Annotated in this window: 18 protein-coding genes; 10 read left to right on the top strand and 8 right to left on the bottom strand. The window is 54.4% G+C overall.

The window, feature by feature from the left end:
• Positions 1–10: 10 nt before the first annotated feature.
• The 5 genes from AACY18_RS06270 to AACY18_RS06290 form a co-directional block, all read right to left on the bottom strand.
• Complete coding sequence (locus AACY18_RS06270) at positions 11–790, bottom strand: pyrroline-5-carboxylate reductase family protein (RefSeq protein WP_339464546.1); 780 nt, start codon at positions 788–790, stop codon at positions 11–13.
• Between the two features lie 687 nt (positions 791–1,477).
• Positions 1,478–3,088: an AAA family ATPase gene (locus AACY18_RS06275; protein ID WP_339464547.1), complete on the bottom strand. Its 1,611-nt coding sequence runs from the start codon at positions 3,086–3,088 to the stop codon at positions 1,478–1,480.
• A 27-nt stretch (positions 3,089–3,115) separates the two neighbouring features.
• Positions 3,116–3,637 (bottom strand): 4Fe-4S single cluster domain-containing protein, encoded by a 522-nt coding sequence (locus AACY18_RS06280; protein ID WP_339433815.1) that lies wholly within the window; start codon positions 3,635–3,637, stop codon positions 3,116–3,118.
• Entirely contained in the window at positions 3,638–4,270 is a 633-nt protein-coding gene (locus AACY18_RS06285; RefSeq protein ID WP_339433816.1) for a DUF2997 domain-containing protein, read from the bottom strand.
• Positions 4,271–4,272: 2 nt separating this feature from the next.
• Entirely contained in the window at positions 4,273–5,238 is a 966-nt protein-coding gene (locus AACY18_RS06290; RefSeq protein ID WP_339433817.1) for a hypothetical protein, read from the bottom strand.
• Positions 5,239–5,874: 636 nt separating this feature from the next.
• On the opposite strand from AACY18_RS06290, the gene AACY18_RS06295 reads away from it, so the two are divergent.
• The 3 genes from AACY18_RS06295 (at position 5,875) to AACY18_RS06305 (ending at position 8,049) form a co-directional block, all read left to right on the top strand.
• A complete protein-coding gene (locus AACY18_RS06295) occupies positions 5,875–6,978 on the top strand; it encodes a hypothetical protein (protein WP_339464549.1) in 1,104 nt (367 codons plus the stop codon).
• A gap of 3 nt (positions 6,979–6,981) precedes the next feature.
• On the top strand, positions 6,982–7,551 hold the full coding sequence (locus AACY18_RS06300; protein ID WP_339433819.1) for a LemA family protein: 570 nt from the start codon (positions 6,982–6,984) through the stop codon (positions 7,549–7,551).
• Between the two features lie 141 nt (positions 7,552–7,692).
• Positions 7,693–8,049: a hypothetical protein gene (locus tag AACY18_RS06305; protein WP_339433820.1), complete on the top strand. Its 357-nt coding sequence runs from the start codon at positions 7,693–7,695 to the stop codon at positions 8,047–8,049.
• Positions 8,050–8,167: 118 nt separating this feature from the next.
• On the opposite strand, the gene AACY18_RS06310 is transcribed toward AACY18_RS06305, so the two are convergent.
• Positions 8,168–8,506, bottom strand: coding sequence for an FKBP-type peptidyl-prolyl cis-trans isomerase (locus tag AACY18_RS06310; protein WP_339464551.1), 339 nt, complete (start codon positions 8,504–8,506; stop codon positions 8,168–8,170).
• A 163-nt stretch (positions 8,507–8,669) separates the two neighbouring features.
• On the opposite strand from AACY18_RS06310, the gene AACY18_RS06315 reads away from it, so the two are divergent.
• Positions 8,670–9,749: a sensor domain-containing diguanylate cyclase gene (locus tag AACY18_RS06315; RefSeq protein WP_339464552.1), complete on the top strand. Its 1,080-nt coding sequence runs from the start codon at positions 8,670–8,672 to the stop codon at positions 9,747–9,749.
• Positions 9,750–9,758: 9 nt separating this feature from the next.
• Here the strand turns inward: AACY18_RS06315 and AACY18_RS06320 are convergent, their stop codons facing one another.
• A complete protein-coding gene (locus AACY18_RS06320) occupies positions 9,759–10,064 on the bottom strand; it encodes an RcnB family protein (RefSeq protein WP_339433822.1) in 306 nt (101 codons plus the stop codon).
• 139 nt (positions 10,065–10,203) lie between these two features.
• On the opposite strand from AACY18_RS06320, the gene AACY18_RS06325 reads away from it, so the two are divergent.
• The 5 genes from AACY18_RS06325 (at position 10,204) to AACY18_RS06345 (ending at position 13,565) form a co-directional block, all read left to right on the top strand.
• Positions 10,204–10,704, top strand: coding sequence for a LemA family protein (locus AACY18_RS06325; protein ID WP_339464554.1), 501 nt, complete (start codon positions 10,204–10,206; stop codon positions 10,702–10,704).
• Positions 10,705–10,727: 23 nt separating this feature from the next.
• Positions 10,728–10,970 (top strand): hypothetical protein, encoded by a 243-nt coding sequence (locus AACY18_RS06330; RefSeq protein WP_339464555.1) that lies wholly within the window; start codon positions 10,728–10,730, stop codon positions 10,968–10,970.
• 11 nt (positions 10,971–10,981) lie between these two features.
• A complete protein-coding gene (locus AACY18_RS06335; protein ID WP_339433825.1) occupies positions 10,982–11,272 on the top strand; it encodes a M48 family metalloprotease in 291 nt (96 codons plus the stop codon).
• 219 nt (positions 11,273–11,491) lie between these two features.
• Positions 11,492–12,784 (top strand): MFS transporter, encoded by a 1,293-nt coding sequence (locus tag AACY18_RS06340; RefSeq protein ID WP_339433826.1) that lies wholly within the window; start codon positions 11,492–11,494, stop codon positions 12,782–12,784.
• A 13-nt stretch (positions 12,785–12,797) separates the two neighbouring features.
• The gene (locus tag AACY18_RS06345; protein ID WP_339464556.1) at positions 12,798–13,565 is read left to right on the top strand and encodes a substrate-binding domain-containing protein; all 768 of its coding nucleotides are present in this window, start codon (positions 12,798–12,800) and stop codon (positions 13,563–13,565) included.
• Here the strand turns inward: AACY18_RS06345 and AACY18_RS06350 are convergent.
• Entirely contained in the window at positions 13,555–14,469 is a 915-nt protein-coding gene (locus AACY18_RS06350; RefSeq protein ID WP_339464557.1) for a LysR family transcriptional regulator, read from the bottom strand. The genes AACY18_RS06345 and AACY18_RS06350 overlap by 11 nt on opposite strands.
• Positions 14,470–14,719: 250 nt before the next feature.
• Here AACY18_RS06350 and AACY18_RS06355 point away from each other — a divergent pair, with 250 nt between their 5' ends.
• Positions 14,720–16,528: a monovalent cation:proton antiporter-2 (CPA2) family protein gene (locus tag AACY18_RS06355; RefSeq protein WP_339433829.1), complete on the top strand. Its 1,809-nt coding sequence runs from the start codon at positions 14,720–14,722 to the stop codon at positions 16,526–16,528.
• Positions 16,529–16,536 lie beyond the last annotated feature (8 nt).

A 16,536-nucleotide genomic window follows, 5' to 3' on the forward strand; every position in this document is an offset into this window, starting at 1 on the left:
CCTTTTCTCATTACTTTCCGAGTTCTACCGAGCGACGCGCCGCAGCCCGTAACGCCGCTTTGACGATGCCCTTGATATCCGCATCAACAAACGTGTCGATAGCACGCTCCGTCGTACCGCCTTTGGTTTGTACATCCTTGCAGACTTGCCAGGCGGGCTTGCCCGTTTCGCGTATCAACCGGGCAGTGCCGTGCAGTAGCTGAGTTGCGATCAGTTCAGCCTGACCGGCATCGAAACCTTCCTCATGAGCATATTCCTGCAAGGCGTCGGCAAAAAAGGCGACCAGCGCTGGACCGCCGCCTGCCAGGGCCGTGCCTGAATCAATCTGCGCTTCGTCCTCAACACGAATGACCAAGCCGATTGCGCCGAACACCTGCTGTGCAGCAGCTGTCAGTTCGGGACGGGCTTGCGTCGGGGCGTAATACAGTGTCACGCCTTCACCCACCTGTGACGGTGTATTGGGAATCGAACGCACGACGTTGCAATGCCCCAACTCACGGGTCAGCGTATGCAAAGTGATGCCGGCCATGACCGAGATGACCGGGCCGCGATGTCGTTTGAGCAGCTCGTTTTGTACCAATGCCTGTTCGAACTGCTGTGGAGGGACAGCCAGAACAACAATGTCGTCGTCCTCAAGTCTTTCGAGGCGGGTACTGACCCGGAAACCATCAGTGGAATATTTGGCGCTACGCTCGGCATCAACCTCGACAACACGAAGACTGTCGGTACCCTTCATCTGCTGACGAAGGCCGTAAAGAATGGCCCCCCCCATATGCCCTGCGCCCAACATATGTACCGCTCTCATAAACAATCCTTTATGTATGAATAGAAGTATCGCACCACTTTACGGGCAAAAAAAAGCCAGTAACGCCTGCCTAAAATTCCATATCAAATCGAGGACTGTCAACGCATATCAGATATGCATAATGGATAAAACAATTGATATTGTTCAACGTATAACAAGGGGATGTAAATTACAAAACTGATCTTCATAGCTACCGCACAACACAACTTCCTAACTGCACACTAAAAAGAAACTAACTTTTCCATTGAAAAATCCTCAAAACTCTAGTGTGTCACCTCAGAAACAAGATCCCTATTGATCGGTGAAGCCAGTGCTTCACGGGCGCGTTGTATTTTATTCAAAACATCCTCTCCCTTTGCATTCCAGATACAGCCCAATGACGTCCCAGAATTTCTCTTCGATGTTTGGACAAAACGCCAAAGTGGGCTTCAGGCTCAATCGAAAACGGCAAGGATTCCACCCAGAGCCAGGGGAAGCAGCCGCGCGCGCTAGCTTTGTGCCGATAGCGAACCCGCTCACCGATATCCAAATCTAGTGGTTCGGAATTTTGTCTCGAGGGAAGAAATGTTGGCCAAGAAGGTCATCTTTTCTTCCTTGGGCCCACCCAGTTCCGCTGAGCTGCATGGGCGTGTCGCCAGGGATTAAGCGGTTAGGCTGCCAAATCACCGCAAATTAAAAATCAATTTGCCTACCGCCGATTTGAATTTCCGTATCATTCTGACCGGCAACCATAGCCGAAGCGCTAATTGCATTTTGATTCGCCCAATTACGAAGTTTCGTGAACTCGTCTTTACGCATTTTGCTCATGGGTACAAAACGCGAAATAGTCGTTTCAAAATCCACCATCGTCAGGTCGCTTAAATCACCAGCGCCATTCATCCGCCGTGAGAACGCTTCAATCAGCGAGTCCCCAACCCAAGCTTCGATTTCAGCACCAGAAAGCACAATGTCTTTACCAAAATTCGACTCGCCGCCTAGAGCAGACAATCGATCCAAATCGAATTTTTCTGGATCACGCTTCAATTTCTTCAGATGTATTTCAAGAATCTTCTTTCTTTCCGATGTCGACGGGAAGTCAACGAAAAATATTTCGTCGAATCGCCCCTTCCTCAACAACTCCGGCGGTAAGCTGTTGATATTGTTAGCGGTAGCAAACACAAAAACAGGTGCCGTTTTTTCTTGCATCCAAGTCAACAGCGTGCCGAATACGCGTGTAGCAGTGCCACCATCAGATGCCCCTCCGGAAGAGCCAGAAAGTCCTTTTTCAATTTCATCGATCCATAGGATGCAGGGCGAGATAGCTTCGGCAGTACGTAGTGCGGAACGAATATTGGATTCTGAAGAGCCGACCACCCCTTGGAAGATTTTTCCCATATCCAAACGCAATAAGGGCATGTTCCATGACGACGATATGCATTTCGCCGTTAGCGACTTGCCGCAACCAGGAACTCCCGTTAAGAGCAAACCCTTCGGGGTTCTGACACCAAACTCCTGAGCCAACTGCCCAAAACACTGGCTACGCAAATGGAGCCATTTTTTAAGAGTTGCCAGCCCTCCAACATCTTCAAGACTTACCTTTGAGTCAATGTATTCCAAAATACCTGTTTTCCGTATAATTTGTTTTTTCTCGGAAAGCAGATCCTTTACGGTGTTTTCATTTATACTCAGGCTGGATACCAATGAACGAGACAAGCTATTGTCAATTTCCAATCCCGTGAGACCCAAAGCGGCATCAATAAGTTTATCTTTGGCCTCACTAGAAAGATCAATCTTAACACTGCCGTTGCCCTGCCATGAATTAACAAAGTTATTTATCTGATTTTTAACTTCATCTCTTGATGGCAGTGGAAAATCAATTAACGTGATTTCCTTTTGAAGATCATTAGCAACTTCAAAGCTGGGCGCCACGACAATGCAGTTGCTTCGATAACCACGTGAACGGATATTGATGGCTAAATCTCGAAGTCGACGGCGGTAGACAGGATTTGAGCTTGAGGCAAGGTAGTTATGAGCATCACAAAAAACAAAAATGTTTTTGCTGCCCTCCTCCTTCGCCTTTTCTTCGCAAAAATCCAAGGCCACTTTCAAATCAAAGGTTTTATCCCCAGCCACGACGCCATTTATCTGGACGCCTAGCGTCGAGTTCCAAACGAACAAACGATGGCTGAGCGCCTTGGCGATTTCAGAAATCTCATTGAGAGCACGCTCTTCCTCAAAAGTTTCAATGACCAAAATCGCATAACGCGCTTTCAGGTAATCTGTTATCTGCTTGGTACGGCTCATGCTTATTATCCCTGCGCTTGAACTGAGTTATACATGCATCGGAAGGCCGGTTTTGGTAACGCCAGAATTTGAAACAATAAACTCGACAACTCTTCCAGTACGAAAAAAGTCAATATCGACTCTGTCACTGGTTTTGATAATTTGCTTGTGCTGATAGGGATGTTTAGCGTTATGCCGATACCGACCTGCCAGCGTCAAGTCTACGGCTTTAACAACTCGAATCATGCCTTCATTCTGGAATATCTCTTTTGGCGTATAGCCTGTATAGAGTATCCAGTTTTTCTCGCCATTGACGGCGTGTATTAATTGTTCCAAGGCTGGCGCCTGGTCGAGCGGCTCCCCCCCGGAGAGGGTAACCCCAGCGATGTCCATTGCATTTATCTTCTGAGCCAATTCATAAACAGACATCAGCGTATTCGCTTCGCCATCATGCGTCGCCTGGTTGAAACATCCCTTACAATTCAGCACACAACCCTGCACCCATAATGTCAAGCGTAATCCAGGGCCGTTAACGCTGCTTAACTCCATATGGTGTAAATTGATTTCCATTTAGAAGTTCGCACTGAGAATTTGAAGGGTTTGCTCTTCATGAACTACGGTATACTCCGGCTTCCACTCTGTTACAAGCTCCGCCATAGGGCTAGAAAGTAGAGCCTCAAGCTCTTCAGTAAGTTTTGTGCAAATATCGCCTTTCACGCCATGCACTTCCTCCGTAATTGCATCGCCCGTAAAAGTGACATGAATACCGTATTCATAGCGAGGTCCAAATTCAATCTCGAACCCTTGAAGCGTTTCTTTCACCCTTGCTGGAACCCCTGATGCTTCTATGCGCTTGATGGTTTCATCGATGGCTACGCTGATGTATGCTTTCTGAAAGCTTAAAGCCAAATCATCCATTATCGCTTCATCGCTGACTGAAATATTTTCCCGTTCGATGAGGAGTTTGTATGAGCCCGCCTCAATTTGGCAAACAAATAGATTGAATCCATCAGCGGTTTGGCCACAAATAGCCCTGTATTGCTGCGTGCCCAAATAGCCTAACTTGCTCAACACTTTTTTACTGAAATCGCTGGCAAACGTGGAAACCAGACTCGTCGTCGGGCTAAGGCCAATCTTGCCGAAAGCTTTGGCAATAGCTTCTTCATTAACATAAGAAAATTCAAACTTTGTACAATGCGACATTATTAAAGCTCCAGCCTGCGACCGGGAACAACTTCTTCGGCGGCCTGGATAGCAATTAACACATCAGGGGCAACCTCGATGTTACGCAGAGGCGCCATGGGTACAAGCGTCGCTTCAGGCGCAACATTTTTTAAAACCGGGGTTGGAGTTTCGGAGTTGACAACCACTCGACGTCTTTGTACTGCCTGTGATGCACCACTATCGCTCAGAAGACTTGCATCAATCGCTTCTAACAGCCGTCTTATTATCAGGGTTGGATTTGATGTGAGCTTTTCATATAGTTCAATGCGCAACAAAGCATCGGCTCCATCATTGAATTGCAATTTAACAAAATGATTTTGGGATGCATCGCCGGCGATGCCAATGCGCGAGATCTGATTCAGGTCCCGTGACAGCTTTCTCCAAACACTCCCGTCAAACGACGCAACAATTAACTTGGTTCCTGTTGCGGCAAAAGCATTGCAACCATTTTTAATCTCACCGGCATCAAAATTCTGGTAGCTGACCAGAATTTTCTCCCCGGCAGGAAATCCCAGAGCGGTTTCCAAATATTCATTTGTCGAAAAATCGATATCCTCATGAAATTTTAATGTTCTTGAATAAAAATAAAGACAAACAATGCCACCTAAACCATAGTACAGTGTTGTCATCGCCGTTTCCGGTGCAAGAACTGCAATAATTACCCCCGACAGAATAATGAATGCATAACCGTAATTTATACCCGCCATTGTATTGAATTTTTTATTTCTATAAGCCTGAAATGTTTTACCGGGGATATATTTTTTTGAAGGTGCAAATAGCAGAGCACCCACACCAAAAAAAATCAGAGTGATAAACCCCATTGCAGCCTGGCGAATTTGCCCATTCTGCAACCCTTCAAGAAGTACCCTCGCACCGCCAAAGATAAAAACAGGTATGCTTGCCAGGATTAAAAGTCCCAATATCTTACCTTTGGCGATCATCATCATTTTCCACACCGGGATAGTTCTTATCATTCACAAACCTTCTAGAGTTGATTCAGTAGCGCGTAGTGACGGGATGGCTGTAGAACTGCTGATGGGTCTATGCTACATGACGACCTTTGATTTATCACGCACTAGGGATGGTCTGAAGTAGCCATATGGTTCGAGCTAACTTCAACCACTGCCGATTTTGAAAGTGGCCAGTCGATCCAAAATGCTTTGGCATTGCCAATAGAGAGTGTCACGGGTAGTTGGCTCCCCTGCAGATCGTAACGGCTGTGTACCCTACAATCGAGCGGTAGCTCCGGCAAGGCGCCAAGCACTCGTTTGTGAACGCCAGGATCGGACTTCAAAAAAACCCTCCAATTTATGAAATTGAACGGGGAACACTATCGGTGAGAACCCTGAAAAACCCTGTCAGTCCTAAAGCGCCGTGAGGGAGCGATTCGACGTTTTGTCGGCGAACTCAACTTGGTTAAACTGGAGCCCTTTTTTACACACCCCGCACCAAAAACGGTCATTGCGTGACAATGGTATCGTCCACTCCTTTTCAAAATTCCTGACAGATTATGAATAGAGCAAAATCCTCAATCCGGGCCGTTGCTCCCGCACCAGGCATCCCTGAATCAATGGATACCTGACATGACCAACTCATCGCAGAACGCGAGGTTAAATAAATTGCTGGCCGTGAGCGAAGCCAGTATCGACAAGACTGAGTCCAACACCGACTTATTGAAGGTGATCCATGAGTTCGCCTCGTACGATGGCCCGCTCGAATTCGATCGCACCCGCGCATGGTGGTTTTTCGTCACTGGCCTGTTATTGCTTGCGAGTGCTGTGGCCCTTTATTGGATTGGGAACATCTCTAGCGTCGCTCTGTTCTTTTATCGATTGGAAATTGATCCCGACTCGTTCGGCATGGGCACTGGTTTTCTTGGCATCGTCATTGCCGCTGGGAGTCTGACATGGATGAAATCCAAATCTAATCGGTTGCCGTCGCTCAGTAAAAGAATTGCTCGACTGTCATCCTACTTCCACAACGGACTGACTTTCCTGAAAGAAGACTCGGCCACGACCCTCAAGAAGCTGGACACGGAATTTGGTGATTACCGCCGGGGCAACTACAGCCGCGAGTTGGTCGAGTCGATACAGGGTGTATTTCCCGGCACGCAGCGCAACCTCCCTTACCACTATCGCCAGTTGCACTACGTTAACAGGCGAACAGTGCACACCACGGTGACCGACAAAGATGGAAAAACCAAAACGGAGACTCGAGTGGTTTACGACCACTACGACCGGTACAGCCTTGTCATCGACTTTCCATGGGTCAGCGGGATATCGGTTAGATCTGGTGACCAATCGGAGAACGACTATGCGTGCCCCATGGACACGGCTTCTCCGGATTTCAATAAAGCGTTCCGTTTGACCGGTCGCAGCGAGATACTCTGTGCGAAATTCATCAAGCCTTCGACGGTGCTCCACTTGCTGAAGCTGTTCGACATCCTCCATCGTCCGAACCTGGAGTTCGCCGACAGTGGAAAGCTCTGCCTCAGCTTCGCCAGCAAAGACCTGCTCGCGTTCGGTACCGAGTATTCGCTGGCATCACCCAACGAGTTTTACGCAGAAATTTCTGCCGGTATCGAACTGCCGCGCTTGATGTCGGCGCTCCAATGGAGCCATGCACTCAGCGAGCTGCACGATGACAACTTTGCCTCCTATCCCCTAACAAGCCGCCAAGAGAAGTAAGCCATGGACATTGCACTCATCCTTTCCGCTGTTATCGCTGTCGTCATCATCGTAGCGGGCTTCAGCCTCTACAACGGCATTATTGGGGGACACAACCGAGTACAACGTGCCTGGTCAGACGTGCTCGTTTACGAACGCCAGAAGACCAAGGTGCTCGATCAGCTTCAAAAAGTGCTCTCAGACTTCATGGTCTTTGAGTCCAGCCTCCTCGAAAAAATCACCGGCCTTCGCAGCGCGGTCAATGCCCTTCCTGCTGGAGCGGACGGCAACGCCCTCACGAAAGTTGAAACCGCCTCGAGGGAGCTGATGGGGGGCTTGCGCGTTACCTTTGAGGCTTACCCTGATCTGAAAGCATCCGAAGCGGCGAACAACATGATGCGTGAAATCGCCGAACAACAAGAAAACGTCGGCGCGGCCATCACCATTTACAACCGCAACGTCGAACTGTTCAACAACTCCATCGAAATGTTCCCAGGCTCGCTCGTCAATGGCCTGTTCAACAAGAAAACGCGTGTGACGCCGTTCTCCGATACCGAAGCTTCGCAAAGTTTCTCTTACACCCCGAATATCTAAACCGCGTCATGCATCGAACCCATCACCCGTGAGGGTGATGGTCGATCACCTGCCTGCTTGAATAGATCCGCGGCTGATTTTTCCAGGCGCGATGCCGAAAGCAGCAACAAAGTAGACAGCCCCGGCTGGAGCGACTGTCAAATGAAGTCTTCAATCCTCGTACTTGCCGCACTTTATTGCATGGGCATCAGCACAGCATTTGCCGACGGCTCACAGGCGATAAGCGACAAACACGGGCCAGCAGGCATCGTCGTCGGTGAGCGTCTGGCTGCGGCCAAGTCCAAGCTAGTCAAACAAGGATGGAAGCCGACGCGGATACATGCCACCGACGGCTATGAATACAGTGGCGTAGAGCGGGAGCTGGCTGCACGCAAGTTCTTCGAACTGGATACCTGCTCGTTTGATAGCTCGCGTTGCGTCTTGTACTACTCGAAGAAAGGAACTTGCCTATGCGTCGATACCATCGGCGAGCAATTCAATGACATGACGGTCACGTGATGGACCCGTGAATGTCCCGATATTGAAGTATTCACCTGATCCACAAAATCGCAGACTGGAATCATTTGGATGAAGCGTGGCCTTCATCCAACTCGTTCACATCCCGCGCCCGCCAGCCTCAATCCTCCCGCGTCAAAACCTCCAGCAACTCGATCTCAAACACCAGATTCGAATGCGGCGGGATCTTGCCCATCGTCCGCTCGCCGTACCCCAAATGCGCCGGCACCAGCAGTTTGCGTTTACCACCGACCTGCATGCCCATCAGTCCTTGATCCCAACCCTTGATCACCCGGCCAGTGCCGATCACGCACTGAAAAGGTTTGCCCCGGGTGTGGGACGAATCGAACTCCGTGCCGTCTTCCAGCCAGCCGGTGTATTGGGTAGTGATCAGCGCGCCTTTGACGGCGGCTTTGCCCTCGCCCACCTCAAGATCGATGACCTGCAGTTCATCATTCATGACATTCACTCTATTGTTCAACTGGCCGCCGTTTTCCCAGAATTGCCGGGTATTGGCAAGCCGTCAGTGACGATCAACGTGGTATCCGAACCGAGTGATGAACCCTTAACATAGCCAACCGCCATTACTTCCCGGATCGACTTGCCATGCTGGCAGCGCCCAAATGACTCAGCTCTTGATCAGTCTTGCCATCGGCACGGTGATGCTTGCCGTCATCGTCCTGCTAATCTGGCGCGAACGCGGTTTGCTCCAGCAACTCGACGATTACCGTGAGCTGCTGACCCGCGCCGTCGATGGCCAGAACATTCATCAGGACGGCGACGTCGAGCGCTTCAAGCGCAGCCAGTATTTTGCGCGCATCGGCACCTGGGACTGGGAGGTCGACACCGATCGGTTGTATTGGTCGGACGCGATCTACGGCATGTTCGGGTTCAACATCGGCGAAGTGACGCCTTCCTACGCGTTGTTCTGTTCCTGCGTGCATCCGGACGACCGCGTCAGGGTGCGCGCCGGCGAACTGCGTTGCCTGGAAACCGGTGAAAACCACGACGAGGAATATCGCGTGGTCTGGCCTGACGGCACGATTCGCTGGCTCCGGGAAACCGGCAATGTGGTGCGTAATGAACACGACGCGATGATCAAAATGATGGGCGTAGTGCGCGACATTACCGAAGAAAAAGCCTCGGCCAGTTACCTCAAACACCTCGCCCACTTCGACCCGTTGACTGGTCTGCCCAATCGGCTGGTGCTTGAAGAACGGCTCTGCGAAGCGCTGGACCATGCGCGCCAGAGCGGCACGCGGGTGGCACTGGTCTTCGTCGACCTAAACGGTTTCAAAACCATCAACGACCAGTACGGCCACGCTGCCGGCGACCGGGTTCTGATCACCACCGCCACTCGTCTGAAACGCATCCTGCGCGCCAGCGACACCGTCGCGCGCATCGGCGGCGACGAGTTCGTGGTGATCCTGCAAGACCTCGCACCCGGCATCAACCTGCAGGACGAAGCCCGCAGCATCTGCCAGAAGATCTTCATCGAACTGTCCCCACCGGTCAGCATCGGCAACGACCAGCGCCATATCGGTACCAGCCTTGGCGTCGCAGTGTTTCCCGATCATGCGACGGCGATGGATCGGTTGCTGCACATTGCCGATCTGGCGATGTATGAGGCCAAGCGCAGCGGGAATAATCAGTATCGGTTGGGTGAGGAAAGCCCTGCGCGTCTAAAGGCGCAGGGCTTTTGAATCCTGGGATTAACGCGGAACCGGTTTCATCTCGACAATGGTCCCGTTGGTGATCATTACCATGACGTACTGGTCATTGATCTGCACCCACTGGGCCTGATCGACCGGTTTTTTCAGGCCCTTGGCTTTCCAGTCGAGGGCTTTCTCGCTGCGCTGATAAACGTCTGGTGCGCGGTCATTGACCTTCAACTCGCGGTCACTGACCGGAGATTGCACGGCGGGTTCGCTTGAGGTTTGCGCCGCTTGAACGACTGGGCTGATCCCGGCGATGCCGGCGACGAGGGCCAGGCTGGCGATTAGGGTTTTGCTGTTCATCGGTGAACCTCCTGAGATGTCTGATACCTGAACTCCGACTGCGCGGTGCTGGAATCATTCCTTGTTTTTTGTCGGGGCTGGCAGGGGGATTGTAGTTGTCCGTCGGGACGCGATCGCAGGCAAGCCAGGCTCCCACAGGATGGCGCGATGTTCGGCCCAAGTCGAAGTCCAGCTCAAGCGCCGTTACGACTTGATCCCCAATCTGGTGGCCGTTGCCAAGGGGTATATGGCCCACGAACGCGAAACCCTCGAAACGGTCATCGCTGCGCGCAACGCTGCAGTGGCCGTACTTGAGGCCACGCAAGCGCAACCGGGCAACGCAAAAAACATCGAGCAGTTGGGCCAAGCGGACAGCACGCTCAGCAGCGCGGTGGGTCGGTTGCATCTGACGCTGGAGGCCTATCCCGATCTCAAGGCCTCGCAGAACATGCAGCAACTCAGTGAAGAGCTGAGCAGCACCGAAAACAAAGTGAGCTTTGCGCGACAGGCTTACAACGATGCGGTGATGACCTACAACACCCTCAAACAGGGTTTCCCTGCGGTGCTGCTGGCAACCGGTTTCGATCATGGTACCGATGCAGCTCCGCTGAAATTTGCTGACACGCTGGCCATCAAGGTCGCCCCGAAAGTCTCTTTCTAACCCTCGTTACCCAAGGACGGCCCATGAATTTTTTTGAAAATCAACGCAGGGCCAGACGCCAGACGACACGCTTGGTGAACCTGATGATCCTGTCGCTGCTGGCTCTGACAGTCCTCACCAGCCTGCCCTTCGTCTTCTATGGTTTCGAAAATTACCTGAGCGGCACCGGCAGCCTGCTGGATGCGCTCATGGCGATTGCCTCAGGTACCCTCGTGCCTGCGGTGTATGTGTTGCCGGATTTATCGGTAATGTTTTCGGCAGCCTGATCAAGGCAGCAGTGAGTCGCCAACGCGAGTTCCTGGCGGATGCCAGCGCGGTGCAATTCACGCGCAATCCGCAGAGCATCGTCGGCGCCCTGAAAAAAATCGGCGCGCAGGGTTCATCTATCAGTGCTGCCCGAGCCGGTGAGTACAGTCACTTGTATTTCAGCGTGGGCGTCTCGAACCCGCTGAGTCGCCTCTTCGCTACCCACCCTGAGCTGAACGAGCGCATCCGGCGGATTGATCCGCACTGGGATGGCAGCTTCACCGTTCGCAATGCCGCTGAGCAAGCAAACGGTCAGCAGTAGAGGCCGACAGGTTCAATGGATTGATTGGCGGAACGAATGCCATCGCTGGCAAGCCAGATCCCAGAGCGGTTCAGCGCCCCTGACTGATCCGCTTTGCGCATCAATCCATACCAACAATGCAATTAACAGATTGTTACACCTGCGCCACTATCCACCCCAATAAAAACCGTGCGCCGCTTCCCCGTAGCGCACGTCATAAAAGCGGTGGAGTACTTTGTCATGACAGCCTCAATCCCACACGGCGGCTCGCGGGCCGGCGCCATTTTCCGGGTGACCTCGGGCAACTTCCTCGAACAGTTCGACTTCTTTCTGTTCGGTTTCTACGCCACCCAGATCGCGGCGGTGTTCTTTCCGGCGAGCAGTGAATTCGCCTCTCTGATGATGACCTTTGCAGTGTTCGGCGCAGGCTTTTTGATGCGCCCACTGGGGGCCATCGTGCTCGGTGCGTACATCGATGACGTCGGTCGCCGCAAAGGGTTGATCGTTACGCTATCGATCATGGCCAGCGGCACGATATTGATCGTGCTGGTGCCCGGATACGAAACCATTGGCCTGTTCGCCCCCGCACTGGTGTTGATCGGACGGCTGCTGCAAGGCTTCTCGGCCGGTGCCGAATTGGGCGGGGTTTCGGTCTATTTGTCCGAAATCGCCACGCCCGGTCGCAAAGGCTTTTTCACCGCTTGGCAGTCGGCCAGCCAGCAAGTGGCAATCATCGTTGCCGCCGCGCTGGGCTACGCGCTGAACGCTTGGATGGCGCCGAACGTGGTTGCCGATTGGGGCTGGCGCATTCCGTTTTTCGTCGGCTGCATGATCGTGCCGTTCATCTTTGTGCTGCGCCGTAACCTGGCCGAAACCGAAGCGTTTGCTGCGCGCAAACACCGTCCGAGCATGGGCGAAGTGTTCCGCACCCTCGGTCAGAACTGGGGCGTCGTGCTCGGCGGGATGCTGATGGTCGCCCTGACCACCACCGCGTTCTATCTGATCACGGTGTACGCGCCGACCTTCGGCAAAACCGTGCTGCACCTGAGCACCTCCGACGCACTGCTGGTGACCTTGCTGGTGGGCGTGTCGAACTTCTTCTGGTTGCCGGTTGGCGGCATGCTGTCCGACCGCATTGGCCGTCGTCCGCTGCTGATCGCCATGTCGCTGCTGGCGCTGGCCACGACTTATCCGGCGCTGTCCTACCTGGTGCACGCTCCGAGTTTCAGCCACATGTTGCTGTCGCTGTTGTGGCTGTCGTTTATCTACGGGATGTACAACGGCGCCATGATTCCAGCCCTCACCGAGATCATGCCCGTGGAGGTGCGCGTCGCCGGTTTCTCTCTGGCCTACAGCCTGGCCACCGCGATTTTTGGCGGTTTCACCCCAGCGATGTCGACCTTCCTGATCCAGTACACCGGCGACAAAGCCGCGCCGGGTTACTGGATGAGCATCGGTGCACTGTGCGCGTTGTGCGCCACCCTCTATCTGTATCGCCGCGCTGGCGGTCGCCTGCAACCTGCCGTCGTTTAAGGAGCGTTTCCCGATGAAAAAACTGTTCACCCTGACCGCCTTCGCCCTCCTCGCTTTCAGCGCCCTGACGCAGGCCGAAGAGCTACGCGTGATGACCTCGGGCGGCTTCACCGCCGCCTACAAAATCCTCGGGCCGAAATTCGCGGCGGCCACCGGCAACACCCTCGACACCACCCTTGGCCCGTCGATGGGCAAGTCCCCGGAGGCGATCCCTAATCGTCTGGCGCGCGGCGAACAGGCCGACGTGGTGATCATGGTCGGCTACGCCCTCGACGACTTGATCAAACAGGGCAAAGTCGACCCGGCGTCACGTGTTGAGCTGGCGGATTCGCGGATCGGCCTGGCAGTGCGCCAGGGAGCGCCGAAACCGGACATCAGCAGCGTCGAAGGCCTGAAGAAAACCCTGCTCGATGCACAGTCGGTGGCCTACTCCGACAGCGCCAGCGGCGTATACATCGAGCAGCAGTTGTTCAAGAAACTGGGCATCGAAGATCAACTGAAACCAAAAGCGAAGATGATCACGAAAATCCCGGTGGGCTCGGTCGTTGCCACGGGCGATTATCAGTTGGGCTTTCAGCAGGTCAGCGAATTGCTGCCGGTGCCGGGGGTGAGTTTTGTGGCCAGGATTCCTGAGTCGGTGCAATCGGTCACACGATTTGCCGCCGGCATTCCCGTCGGCGCACAGCATCCGCAAGAAGCCAAGGCGCTACTCGCCTACCTCGCCGCACCGGCCGCCCAGACTGACGTGCAGGCCACCGGGATGGATTCGGTCAAGCGTTGATCGTTGGCGGCTGGACTTTCATTTCCACCACCAGCCGCTCCAGCTCCAACGCCGCCGGGGTCAATGTGCGACCCCGGCGCTTGAGGATACCGACACTGCGCATCACTTGCGGGTCGGTCAATGGCACCCGCGTCAGGATCGGATGATCCGGCCCCGGAAGCGCCATCATCGGTACCGCCGCCACTCCTAGACCGGCCTCCACCAGGCCAATCATTGTCGTCACATGCCGCGTTTCGCAGATGCTTTGGCGCTGCGCCACCACACCGTTCAACGCCTGATCGAGCAGAAAGCGATTGCCGGACGTCTTGTCCAGCGAGATGTAATCCTGCCGATAGAACTCATCCCACGTCACGCTGTTGCGTCCGGCCAATGGATGATCACGCCGGCAGGCAACCACATAGCACTCCTGCACAAGCGGTTCAAAATCGACTTTGGCATCCTGCGTGCCCATAAAACTCAATCCGAAATCCGCCTCGCCGTTGACCACTGCGCTGAGGACGTCATGGGCGCTGGAATCGAGCACTTTGACTTTGATTCGCGGGAACTGCTGGTGATAACGGGCAACCACCCGCGGCATGAAGTAGTAAGCGGCGGACGGCACGCAGGCGACAGTGACATGGCCCAATCGGGTCGAGGCAACTTCGCTGATCCCCAGCAACGCCACGTCGAGATCATCCAGCAAACGCTCGACACTGGGCATGAAACCGCGCCCGGCCTGGGTCAGGCTGACTTTGCGGGTGGTGCGTTCGAACAGCTTTACGCCAAGCGCGTCTTCGAGTTTTTCGATGCGCCGGCTCAGCGCCGGTTGCGACAGACGTACGGTGTCGGCGGCCTTGCGGAAACTGCCCTGCTCGACCACGGCGCGAAAGGCTTGCAAGTCGTTGAGATCGAAGTTGATGGCCATGGCGGAACTCGGACGATTGATTCACAAAGGCTATGAATGTAACCAATTGATGCAAATTATTACAGGCTTCACGAAGATTCCCCCGAGAGAAGGGATTGCTCGCGAAGGCAGTGTGTCAACTGACATTTCGTTCAACCGACCCGCCGCTTTCGCGAGCAAGCCCGCTCCCACAGTGGATCTTCAGTGGATTGGAGGTCTGCCTAGACCTTATCCTTGTCGCCCCCGCCGTACCGCTGTCAGGAGTCATTCAATGCCCCATGAAGGCAATCTGTTGCAAGCCGCTGTCGTGTTTCTGTTCGCCGCCGTACTTACCGTGCCACTGGCCAAGCGCCTGCAATTGGGCGCGGTGATCGGTTATCTGCTTGCCGGGGTGATCATCGGCCCGTCGGTGCTGGGCCTGATCGGCAATCCGCAAAGCGTTGCGCATATATCGGAACTGGGCGTGGTGTTGCTGCTGTTCATCATCGGCCTTGAGTTGTCGCCGCGACGGTTGTGGGTGATGCGCAAATCGGTGTTTGGCGTTGGTCTGGCGCAGGTGCTGCTGACCGCTTCGGTGATTGGCGTACTGGCGCTTTCGGTCTTCGGTCAGCCGCTCAACAGCGCGATTGTGCTGGGCCTTGGCCTGGCGCTGTCGTCCACCGCGTTCGGCCTGCAAAGCCTGGCTGAACGCAAGGAACTGACCAGCCCTCACGGGCGCCTGGCGTTTGCGATTTTGCTGTTTCAGGACATCGCCGCGATCCCGTTGATTGCGCTGGTGCCCATGCTCGCCGGCAGCGCCGAGAACACCAGCAGTGCCGAGAGTCTGAATCACGCGTTACAGGTGCTCGGCGGGATCGCTGTGGTGGTGGTGGGCGGGCGCTACCTGTTGCGTCCGGTGTTCCGTGTGGTGGCGAAAACCGGGTTGCCGGAGGTGTCCACCGCCACGGCGTTGCTGGTGGTGATCGGCACGGCGTGGTTGATGGATCTGGTCGGTGTGTCGATGGCGTTGGGAGCGTTTCTTGCCGGCCTGCTGCTGGCGGATTCGGAGTATCGCCATGAACTGGAAGCGCAGATCGAACCGTTCAAAGGCCTGCTGCTCGGGCTGTTTTTCATCAGTGTGGGCATGGGCGCCAACCTCAGTCTGCTGCTTAACGCGCCGTTCACGGTATTGGGCCTGACGCTGCTGCTGATCGGTTTGAAGCTGCCGTTGCTGTTTGTGGTGGGCCGTCTGGCCGGAGGCTTGAACAAGATCAGTGCCATTCGTCTCGGCATCGTCCTGGCGGCCGGTGGTGAATTTGCCTTTGTGGTGTTCAAGATCGGCCGCGATCAAGGCCTGTTCGAGCCGCGCCTGTATGACTTGCTGGTGCTGACCATCACCCTGTCGATGGCGGTGACGCCGTTGCTGCTGTTGGTCTGCGCACGACTGGTCAGCCCCAAAGTGCAACCGGTGGAGGTGCCGGAAAAATTCCGCGAAATCGAAACCGATGCACCGCGCGTGGTGATCGCGGGCATGGGCCGGATGGGCCAGATCGTGGCGCGGATTCTGCGGGCACAGAACATCAAGTTCGTGGCGCTGGACACCTCGGTGGAAACCATCGAACTGTCGCGCAGTTTCGGCGGCGTGCCGGTGTTTTATGGCGACCCGATGCGCCCGGAAATCCTCAACGCCGCCAAGGTCGGCGAGGCGGAATATTTCGTGATTGCCACGGATGATCCGGACACCAACATCAAGACCGCCGAAGTCGTGCGCAAGCTCTACCCGCACATGAAGATCATCGCCCGGGCGCGTAACCGTCAGCATGTGCACCGCTTGGTGGATATCGGCGCTGAAGCGATTCGAGAGACTTACTATTCGAGCCTGGAAATGAGCCGGCGCACGTTGGTCGGTCTTGGGTTGACACACGCTCAGGCCGATGCGCGGATCAAGCGCTTCAAGCACCACGACGAACAGGTGCTGGAGGCGCAACACGCGGTCTACGACGACGCGGCCAAAGTCCTGCAAACCGCCCAGGAAGCCCGGGCAGAACTGGCACGCTTGTTTGAATCGGATCAGTTGGAAGAAGAATCGCGCCAGGCCTGAGAATCAGG

The organism is Pseudomonas sp. EA_65y_Pfl2_P74 (genome assembly GCF_963970575.1).
Taxonomy (GTDB): Bacteria; Pseudomonadota; Gammaproteobacteria; order Pseudomonadales; family Pseudomonadaceae; genus Aquipseudomonas; species Aquipseudomonas baetica_A.